This window comes from Sporosarcina sp. Y1004 (assembly GCF_057669665.1).
On sequence record NZ_JBYHFQ010000051.1, the window covers coordinates 1 to 9094 of the forward strand.

At 36.3% G+C, this 9094-nt stretch carries 10 protein-coding genes and 1 pseudogene; 2 read left to right on the forward strand and 9 right to left on the reverse strand.

The window, feature by feature from the left end; all coding sequences use genetic code 11:
• Nucleotides 1–1218 precede the first annotated feature (1218 nt).
• Nucleotides 1219–1701, reverse strand: coding sequence for a nucleoside deaminase (locus AC25Y6_RS19445; protein ID WP_488144191.1), 483 nt, complete (start codon nucleotides 1699–1701; stop codon nucleotides 1219–1221).
• A 577-nt stretch (nucleotides 1702–2278) separates the two neighbouring features.
• Here AC25Y6_RS19445 and AC25Y6_RS19450 point away from each other — a divergent pair.
• Together AC25Y6_RS19450 and AC25Y6_RS19455 are read left to right on the forward strand one after the other, a co-directional pair.
• A pseudogene (locus tag AC25Y6_RS19450) lies at nucleotides 2279–2380 on the forward strand (transposase); the annotation flags it as partial.
• A 103-nt stretch (nucleotides 2381–2483) separates the two neighbouring features.
• Entirely contained in the window at nucleotides 2484–2909 is a 426-nt protein-coding gene (locus tag AC25Y6_RS19455; protein WP_488144182.1) for an HNH endonuclease, read from the forward strand.
• A gap of 408 nt (nucleotides 2910–3317) precedes the next feature.
• On the opposite strand, the gene AC25Y6_RS19460 is transcribed toward AC25Y6_RS19455, so the two are convergent.
• The 8 genes from AC25Y6_RS19460 to AC25Y6_RS19495 all read right to left on the reverse strand — a co-directional run bounded on the left by AC25Y6_RS19460 (nucleotide 3318) and on the right by AC25Y6_RS19495 (nucleotide 9005).
• Complete coding sequence (locus AC25Y6_RS19460) at nucleotides 3318–3839, reverse strand: hypothetical protein (protein ID WP_488144183.1); 522 nt, start codon at nucleotides 3837–3839, stop codon at nucleotides 3318–3320.
• A 181-nt stretch (nucleotides 3840–4020) separates the two neighbouring features.
• A complete protein-coding gene (locus AC25Y6_RS19465; RefSeq protein WP_488144184.1) occupies nucleotides 4021–4467 on the reverse strand; it encodes a WapI family immunity protein in 447 nt (148 codons plus the stop codon).
• Nucleotides 4468–4652: 185 nt separating this feature from the next.
• A complete protein-coding gene (locus AC25Y6_RS19470; protein WP_488144185.1) occupies nucleotides 4653–5867 on the reverse strand; it encodes a translocation protein TolB in 1215 nt (404 codons plus the stop codon).
• A 213-nt stretch (nucleotides 5868–6080) separates the two neighbouring features.
• The gene (locus AC25Y6_RS19475; RefSeq protein ID WP_488144186.1) at nucleotides 6081–6476 is read right to left on the reverse strand and encodes a DUF3888 domain-containing protein; all 396 of its coding nucleotides are present in this window, start codon (nucleotides 6474–6476) and stop codon (nucleotides 6081–6083) included.
• A gap of 189 nt (nucleotides 6477–6665) precedes the next feature.
• Nucleotides 6666–6938, reverse strand: coding sequence for a hypothetical protein (locus AC25Y6_RS19480; protein ID WP_488144187.1), 273 nt, complete (start codon nucleotides 6936–6938; stop codon nucleotides 6666–6668).
• Nucleotides 6939–7113: 175 nt separating this feature from the next.
• Nucleotides 7114–7674, reverse strand: coding sequence for a recombinase family protein (locus tag AC25Y6_RS19485; protein WP_488144188.1), 561 nt, complete (start codon nucleotides 7672–7674; stop codon nucleotides 7114–7116).
• A 273-nt stretch (nucleotides 7675–7947) separates the two neighbouring features.
• On the reverse strand, nucleotides 7948–8295 hold the full coding sequence (locus tag AC25Y6_RS19490) for a cell division protein FtsK (protein WP_488144189.1): 348 nt from the start codon (nucleotides 8293–8295) through the stop codon (nucleotides 7948–7950).
• A 221-nt stretch (nucleotides 8296–8516) separates the two neighbouring features.
• Nucleotides 8517–9005: a hypothetical protein gene (locus AC25Y6_RS19495; RefSeq protein ID WP_488144190.1), complete on the reverse strand. Its 489-nt coding sequence runs from the start codon at nucleotides 9003–9005 to the stop codon at nucleotides 8517–8519.
• Nucleotides 9006–9094 lie beyond the last annotated feature (89 nt).

Genomic DNA, 9094 nt, shown 5'->3' on the forward strand with positions numbered 1-9094 from the left:
CCCCAAAGGTTAGATTTTGACTCTAACTTTTGGGGTGCACAACATCCCTAATCGGATTGGTCGTTTTATTTTTGAGCCATTGCAAAATATACAGATCAACTCTTCAGTCCTGTTGCGCAACCGGACGTTTAAATATCGACGAATGTCTTCGTAGCCGTGGGTTGGTGTTTCCTCTACTACTGGTTCATCAACAACCGTAAACTTTCGCATAAACCAGCTGGCAGAGACTTCCCCAGCTGGTTTATATGTTATTTAGTCGTTTTAACATCTCTGAATTGATGCCTATAAAATTAATGTTCCAAAATTAAATCCGCTGGCTAGAATTGGTGGTCCTGTATATGCACATATGCATAATCCCTTTAGGCTAGAGCGTGAGGCCATTCCGGATAAATTAATAGATTAATTCTTCTATCCTGATGAGATGCCATTAACCTCCTCATTGAAGGACAATCTTTCTATTCCTAAACTACCTAGTCAATTTTTGAGATGGATTGCTGATCAAAGAGACTAAAAGCGTTCGAAAAAGTACATCTTTACAAACAGGTTTATTGAAATGAAATACATTAAAGAATCTCGTTCGTAAATATATAACATCACTTTTCGAACGTTCACTAATATACTAGTAACTTCGCGAACGGATTTATAAACTTTAAGAAACAAATGTTCTAAAAGAAGTATTCTATTTTAGGAGTCACGAAAATTTGTTATATCCGATTATGAACTAAAATCATGTAAATAAAAAAGCTACTCGTGGGAGTAGCAAATCATTTTTAAAAAGTAATTGTGAAAGTTAGGTTTAGTATTTTTAGTGTGTGAGTAAAATTAACAGCACGCGCGTTTCTTGTCGCTATGTGCGATTTCCCGGGAAAAGATTATGTGGACGGCCCCCTCAGCAACCTTCACGGCGATTTCGGCATTTGGAAACCCCTTTACTGCCCCTACTGCTGCTCTGATAATTCCTTCAAATACTTTTTATCCATCTAAATTATCCCCAGGTAACTTCTATAGCATTATACCAAGGTGAAAACTTCAGTTTTTCTGAGCATCCATTCCCCTATTCTGCTCCGCTTCCATACATAGTTCTTAGCCGTTTCGTTTTCGGATAGGAATGGGATGATTCATTCTTCTTATCCAACGTGATAACTCCCACTTCCCTATTACTTTAGTGCAGTGGGAAACTGATACTATGACAGTTTTAAACAACAGGGCCCGATATATTCAACGTCTCCTTGCGTAAAACTGACGATGGAGTTGACGAACTTGCTCCGCTAGTTCAGGAACAGGGCCATCTATTGTGGTATCACAAATAACATCATGAATGGGAAGATTTCGAACGCGCGATGGAGTAACCCCCATTTCATTCAACCATTGTACCAACTGTTCAGACGAACTTGCATAAACGATCCGACCTAAACCAACCCAACCGTGGGCCGCAGCACACATAGGGCAATGTTCGCCAGAGGTATATACTGTCGCCTTGCTTCTTTCTTCAGGTGTCATGTTATTGGCTGCCCATCGCGCCAAAGAAAATTCCGGGTGTTGAGTATGGTCACCACCCGCAACGTGATTATGGTCTTCTTCAAGCACCTCTCCGTTGGCTGAGACAAGTATCGAACCAAATGGCTCGTCACCTTTCTCCAGTGCAGTTTTTGCTAATTCAACACAACGTCGCAGGTGCTTCAAATCTGAATCACTTATCATAATTGTATCCTCCTCGTCCTTTTTTATTTTTTTCATCAATATTCCATAAACATAACCTGTTTGCGGAGGACTGATCTTATTAAAAGTCAATCAAATTCATATGTATTTGGCAAGTATATATAATTTGTTTTTTAAAAACAGTTATCTTCTTCATTTAAAATTAAAAATTCCTTTATGATACAAATTTAAGACCTACTGTAGCACCTAATACCATTTTACTTGAATCTCTCTCTCCACTTGTGAAGACCTTCAGTAAGTTAGTGTATCCAAAAATCTCACCTCAATTAAAAAGAATAACTGCATCATACTGTGCACAAGTTGTTTGTAAACCCATTTGAAATATTTCTAAGTATTAAATATACACTAGACTTTTGCAATTAGATCACTAGCAATATATTACGATAAGCTAATCGAATGTTTTCATCGGATTGCATTAAATCGAGTAATCCATAAAAATTTTGACCATTGGCACTTTGAGCATATAAAGAATCAAAATGATATTGCATATCATAATACTCGTTGTGTCTCAGTTTCTTTCGTTTTAACAAGTCGGTGGCTCCTTCGGAGCTGAACCTCTGAAATCGATCGGTTCAGTCATCCGAAAAAACTGGTTGCCTTTGCAGGAGTAGATCCCAGTGTTCACTCATCAGGAAAGTTTACTGCCACAACCAATCGTATTGCTCTGTTGGCGTTTCCATATGCAAAATTAATCGGAAAATTCAGAATAAAAAAGGAAGGAACGCTGGATTTAGCGTTTCTTCCTTTTTAAGTTCTTAGCTGCTTTGACACCTGCAGATTCATTTGTAAGACTTGGTAATAAGAATCCCATTAAACTAAAAAGAACTCTTTATCTGACCCAGAGAGATACTAACCTAGTAAAGAAGATTAAGACATCATATAATAACACCTGTCAAGTTTGTGGTGAAAAAATACAAATAGGTGCAAAAAATTTTGCATCAGAAGTGCATCACATTAGACCCCTTGGAAAACATAATGGATCAGACACTTCTGATAATGTGATTGTGCTTTGTCCTAATCACCACTTAATGTTTGATAGAGGTGCTATCAAAATTGATATAACTCACAGAAAAGTCTATCATATAGACAGTAATCACCCAATTCACGAACAGAATTTGGTACTAATTCACAAACTTAATGAAAAGAATATTGCGTACCATAATGAAAATATATTTGGGAAGACTAAATAATTCAACAAAATAATAAATATGATTAATCCCTACTTTTTATCTTTACAATGTTCTTTATTTGCCCTTATACATACGAATACCTCTTTAATACAACAATGCAAAAAAGCGTCCTACCCTGGCTACTGATATATTAAATCCTATAAAAATAAGGTCAACCAGTAAAAACTGGTTAACCTTATAATACGAAAGCACCCGTTAGTTGAAGAATATTCTCCAAACCTACCCGCTTCTTCAACACAAGTATAACTGATGATTAAAAATGTTTTACTTTTCAAAATATATAACAAGCAGTATCTAGGGTAACCGATTCTTACTGAGTAATGGAGTAAACTACTTCCGTGAATGGTCTTTATTCAACAATAATTCCATCGTAACCAATCCAAATTAAATGTTCTCTACTTCATCTACTTATGAAATATTTTCAACAAACAATCCCATCTTTTCAATTAAAGGAATGATTGGGTCTAAAGGTTTTGACATATGAACACCCATTAAATAGTCATATCCTATAAATACTTTCATTCTCCTAGGATAATAAACCTTGGCACCAATGTCCTCTCTAAGTAAAAACCTACAAAAAACATCAATGTTTTTCTTATTTAAGTTATCTTTGTTTTTTACATTCGAGTAATACTCCAACATTTCCTCGCTATAAAGTTCCCGGTAATCTTTTATTAAATCTTGAAACATTTCAAACGAGAAGCTTCGCATTACATCATCTACTTTTAGGTAAGGAAGACATAAATAATCAATGATTAAGTGTATTGCATTAATATAGCTATCTTCAGTTTTTTTGTAATCTTCAATCGTTAACATTTCTTTATCAAAAGTTTTCCCAATATCACTAATTGCTGTCCAATCATCTTTTAAGTATCTGTTTTCATCATCTCTAAATAAGGGGTTATACTTTGTAATACTGTATTTATACATTTCTTCACCTATTCTAACTAGACTTTTATAATACGGCTGCCTTTACATAGCAGCTTTTTTTATTGAGTAATGGAATTAACTACTTCCGTGAACGGATGTTATGCAGCATACACACTTAATCTTCTTCAACTAAAGCACCTCGTTAGTTGAAGACAATCGGTTTTACCCTACATAAAAGGCACTAATTGTTTCGTACACCTTTCATATCTCCATAATAAGATACAAATTTCTTTAATTCTTCTAGTGTTGAAGGAATAAAGCTTTGGTCGCTATCCATTTCAAATTGTAACTCATTATCTTTACCCGATTGTTCTTTATAATACCCTTGTATTATGATTTGCCCTAGATGGTTAAATTTAATATCTATCTTGAGGTTCGCCTCGGAACTCCAAAAGGTGGCTTCTCCTTTTAATTCGCTATTACACCTTTTTAATTGGTCATAAAACTCAAATACTTCTCCTGTGGTAAACCACAGGTCACCTTGTACATAATATTTTCCACTCTTAATTTCCACTATTGCTTTAGCATCATAACCACCATTATGACTTGTGTCTTTAGGAAATCCAAAAACTTCTATCAACTCAAAACGTATAAAACCTTGGTTGCCTCTAACGACAAACTCATTCATATTATTCACCTCTCTAAACAGGAACCTGATAGTTAAATCATATCAGGTTAAAACGAAATTCAGCATAAGTTTCTTGAACTAACCTGCTTCTTTAGTTGAATAAGAAAAGGGTGCTTAACCCCTAATTGAAGCACCCGTTAGTTGAAGTAGAAAAGAGACGCTTATTCAACATATTCTTAAGGACTTTACTCCGGTGTAAAAAATGTTGGAGCGTAATCTACATTTTTAAGCCATATATGCTCTTGACCATTTAAAGTGTTCTTTACCCATACATCACCTTTAGTTTGCTCTGCCATCTTTCGAAACCAAGTAAGGTAGGGTCCAACAACTTGAGGATCTTCCTCAAGTTCATTCTTCCCTGGAAATGAGATTTGTTTTTGCTCTCCTGTTCTCATGTTTATAGCGTAAAGTGATGTGAACATAGTTGGTGGAGGTCCTTCTTTCCACTCCTTGTTTTCTTTCGCACGAGCCACAATTACCAAATCTTTAGAGTACCATTCCAAATCAAGGTCTACAAACCCTTTAGGTGTGTATTCTTGTTGTTTAACTATTGGGATTCCCGCAATCGTCATTTTCTTGTTTTCAACAAAAAATCTTCCTTCTCCAGAAATATAAGCCAATTGATTGGCAGAAGGAGCCCACTTAAACCAGTCTTGATACCCTAACATTTTTCCCACTGCTTGAAAGTGTTTTCCTTGTGATGATAAAACACTTAACGTATTGCTATCCATGGACCAAGAAAGGGTAGGAATAACTAAAAAGCTAACCCACTTCCCATCAGAACTCCACTTAAAATAATCAGCATAAGTCCCAAACAAGTCAGGTACTTTAGTTTGAATCGTATAAAAAGGCTGCATTTTATCTTTGGCGAGATTTGCATCTACCGGAATTCTATAAAATGGGATTGGACTCCATCCTGTTGGGAGTAAGTTGGATTCTGAGGAAACAATAAATTCTTTTCCGTTCGGAAACCATTCAAAACCACTAACACCTAATGAAACATTTTCAAAACCTTGCGGCCGGCCATTCCTTATTTTTGTCACATTTAATACACGCCGACTAATGTAGGCCAACTGATTTTTGTTCGGGGACCATTTAAAGTCAGATGTTTCGACCCTTACGTAAGGTTGGTAGCTTTCTTTTTCCTTCGTATCATAAATGAATAAATCCGACTTTTCTCCCTTTTCATCCCCATCAATAAATCCAATGAAACGACCGTCATATGACCATTTCGGAGAATACACATATCGGTCTTTTGTCAGTTGTATTTCCTGGTCACCCTTTTTGAGCCATAACTGATGATCACGGATAAATACAGCTGTTAGTGGGGCATCTGCACTTGCTATCGACGAAAAATTAAAATAGATGAGTGTTATTAATAATAAAATTCGAATTCTCACGTCAATCTCTCCTACGTAAAAGATTTACCCACCATATTTTGCCCAAGTTAATAACAACTATCCTTATTCAACAGTCTGGAACGATTGTTGAACACAAGTTAAACAACACTGTTCAACTAACCTGCCGCGTTAGTTCAATAAGGAAAAATGCTTTACTCCTTCTTGAAGTAAAGCTACCCGTTAGTTGAATTAGATACAATGCTGTATCAAGACTCATTTTTGAATTTTCGCTACTGAAACTCCATCTGTTGTTACATGAAAGGTTATTGTAATAGGACCTTCAGGTGGATTAAAAGGACCTGTATACGTATCATATTTTACTTTCACAGTAAAATCATATTGAGAATACCCGCCAGTTAGTCGTTTTACTTCTAATATTTCTGCATTCCAAAGTGCATAACTACGATTTGGGTATTCCTTATTAATCACTTTTCTTGCATCAGGGTCTAATAAAACTAATAATACGTCATATAAATCGGAGTGCTTTTCTTCAGCACCGACATTCTCAGCTTCAGCTGTATCTTTGTTCGATAACCTTACTCCCGTAGCAAATAACGTCAATACCAAAACGAATAAAACCAAAATATAGGTAAATTGTTTGTTTTTCATATTTTTAATTACCACCTTATTTAATCACTTAAGGTAGTTTGCCCAGTTCATAAAAGTTATGTATTTGTTTAACTAACCCCGTTAATTCAATAAGAAAAGAGCTCCCTAAGAAGCCCCTGTTGTTGAAGTAAAGCACCATGCGTCTTTGAGTCGTGGTTTGAATAACCAATACAGTTCGTCACTCACATACTAATTAAGGAAGTAGATAGGGATCACGTGGTAGCACGTACCCTGTTGTGCCATCATAACCGTATCAATCATACGCTTAACGAAGCGCCTTGCTTGTGACTCTTCTACACCGATGACACTCCCTATATGTACTGCGTCCATCGGTCTGTTGGTCTTATTGCCTTTATAACCGAGATGATTAGTGTTTGGTTGTAAGTGCTTTGACAACCTTGTCAACTTGCCAAGATCCATATCTGTTACTTCTATGGGGTACACGGCATCTACTCTGCTCATGATGGTCTTACCATTGTAAGTAAGCCGCATATCCTTTGTTATCGCTGAAACGTCCGGCAAACTTTGTTGTACGGCTTGTTACCAACTCCCCCTCATTACTGTAAATGGATTCCTTTTATACATAAAAACACCTCCCTTCTATGTGAGTTCACTCATAGAATGAAGGCGCTTGGGGTTATTCGGTTACTCTAGCCTTGCGTGCTGCTCTTACAAGCGTGCTTTTCGATATGCCCGTTAATTCCTCCACCATCTTATAAGAATGGTCATTGAGCATTGCTACCGCCTGGTCAATCTTCTTTTGTGAGAACTTCTTCGGTCTGCCAGCTACATAATCATCTCGTAACATTGCAATTGCTTTACCTTCTGCCATACGTTCGATTATCATGCTCCGCTCCAACTCTGCCACCGCCAGGAGTGTTTGAAGAAAGAATCTGCCTGTTGGCGTATCTTCCAATAACCCGAGATTGAGTATGTGAACTTTAACGCCTTTTTCAAACAGCTCCCGGATCACTTTGATTCCTTCCTCAGTGTTCCTTGCCAACCGGTCAAGTTTGGTAGCAACAAGCGTGTCACCCTCTTCTAAGTGCGCTAACAACTCAGTAAACTCAGGACGGTCTGTTTTTGCTCCCGTATACTTTTCACGGAAGATTCTTTCGCACCCTTCAGCTTCCAACGTAACTAACTGGACTTCTAATTCCTGGACTGCCGTTGATACCCTCGCATAACCGTATTTCATTGGCTTTCCTCTCCTTTACTTTTGGCTATGATATATGACACCTCACAACTTCAGTCTATGCGACACTTTGGGAACGTAGCCATAAATGTGCATTAATGACACTATTTCTATCAATGAAATTAAAAAAAGCCGATACGTAATGATCGACTTCCACATTTTTCTTATTGAATTAACGCACCCGTTAGTTTAAGAATCGGTTAATCCATAGTTAGCCAATACTGTACCGAAATAAGATAGGCGTGTCCTATGAGAAAGAAGCCTTTAAAAAAGACATTAAAATATTAGCTCGTGTACTTCCCCATTAATAACCATAATTAAGCCGATCAATGAAAGTATTATACCTACGTAAAAAGGCCAAGGATTATCTTCTTTTTCTTTGTCAAAAGTAAAAAAGGTAACTATGCAAAAGATAAGACTAATAACAGAAATAAAACCATACTGAGGTCCAAGTGTGAACGCAATTCCACCCAATATCAATCCTATAAGCCCATAAGGGTTTTGAGTTGTTTTTCTGTCTATATATTCTTTGTCATCATTGGATAAGCCCTCGTTTCTGCCCCCCCATATGTCGATGACTTTCATTCTATTTAGGAATTCGATTGTTTTTTTAAATGCCTTCATAAACCGCACCTGCTTTCCCGTTAATCCAGCTCTTATCATTTAATTACGTCGAGTCCTCTTTTCACTTTTTCAAAAATCTCATTTGACACAAAGATTCCCAAAAAGAAAGATTCAATTATTCCCTTGATATTACCATAAAACGTCATCTCTTTATTGCACTAACCTGCCTCTTTAGTTCAATAAGAAAAAAGGCTTTACTCCGTCTTGAAGTAAAGCACCCGTTAGTTAAGTATCACAGTTTCATTAAATGAAATGCCGAGATATTTATATTTTATATAAACCTTATTTACCTCTTCGTTGTGAAAAACACTAATCCCATAAATTTCATCATTTTTTGTAGCCGTCCCATTATCTAATTTTTCAAAGTTAGAAGATGGCGAAGTTCCTGTTTTTATGGCTACCTTGCCTATATCTGTAAAGCCAAATTTTTTTGCTTTTTCATCGGTATCATCATTCGTTATAATAAAACCTTGCAATGCATTACTAACTTGTAACCTTGTTTTCATAGGTTTCTCACCATTATTCACTGTGACATCTAATATTTTTATTTCACGAAAACCTTTATTACCGACACCAACAACGACTGAATTATTATCTTCAGTTGATGCAAGTGTGCCAATTTCCAATGGTGAATTGATTTTTATAAATAAATAAACACCACCGATTATTATTGCTAAAAATAAAACTGGAATCCAAATTTTCTTTTTCATTTTCTCCCATCCTTTTACATTATCTATCTTGCACTAACCTGCTTCGTTAGTTGAAGTAGAAAATCACTCATTTTTCTTAAAATAAATAG

Bases quoted from the DNA above. Each gene is read 5' to 3' on its own strand.
- AC25Y6_RS19445 (WP_488144191.1), bottom strand. From the start codon at position 1,701: ATGATAAGTGATTCAGATTTGAAGCACCTGCGACGTTGTGTTGAATTA.
- AC25Y6_RS19460 (WP_488144183.1), bottom strand. From the start codon at position 3,839: ATGTATAAATACAGTATTACAAAGTATAACCCCTTATTTAGAGATGAT.
- AC25Y6_RS19465 (WP_488144184.1), bottom strand. From the start codon at position 4,467: ATGAATGAGTTTGTCGTTAGAGGCAACCAAGGTTTTATACGTTTTGAG.
- AC25Y6_RS19475 (WP_488144186.1), bottom strand. From the start codon at position 6,476: ATGAAAAACAAACAATTTACCTATATTTTGGTTTTATTCGTTTTGGTA.
- AC25Y6_RS19480 (WP_488144187.1), bottom strand. From the start codon at position 6,938: ATGAGCAGAGTAGATGCCGTGTACCCCATAGAAGTAACAGATATGGAT.
- AC25Y6_RS19485 (WP_488144188.1), bottom strand. From the start codon at position 7,674: ATGAAATACGGTTATGCGAGGGTATCAACGGCAGTCCAGGAATTAGAA.
- AC25Y6_RS19490 (WP_488144189.1), bottom strand. From the start codon at position 8,295: ATGAAGGCATTTAAAAAAACAATCGAATTCCTAAATAGAATGAAAGTC.
- AC25Y6_RS19495 (WP_488144190.1), bottom strand. From the start codon at position 9,005: ATGAAAAAGAAAATTTGGATTCCAGTTTTATTTTTAGCAATAATAATC.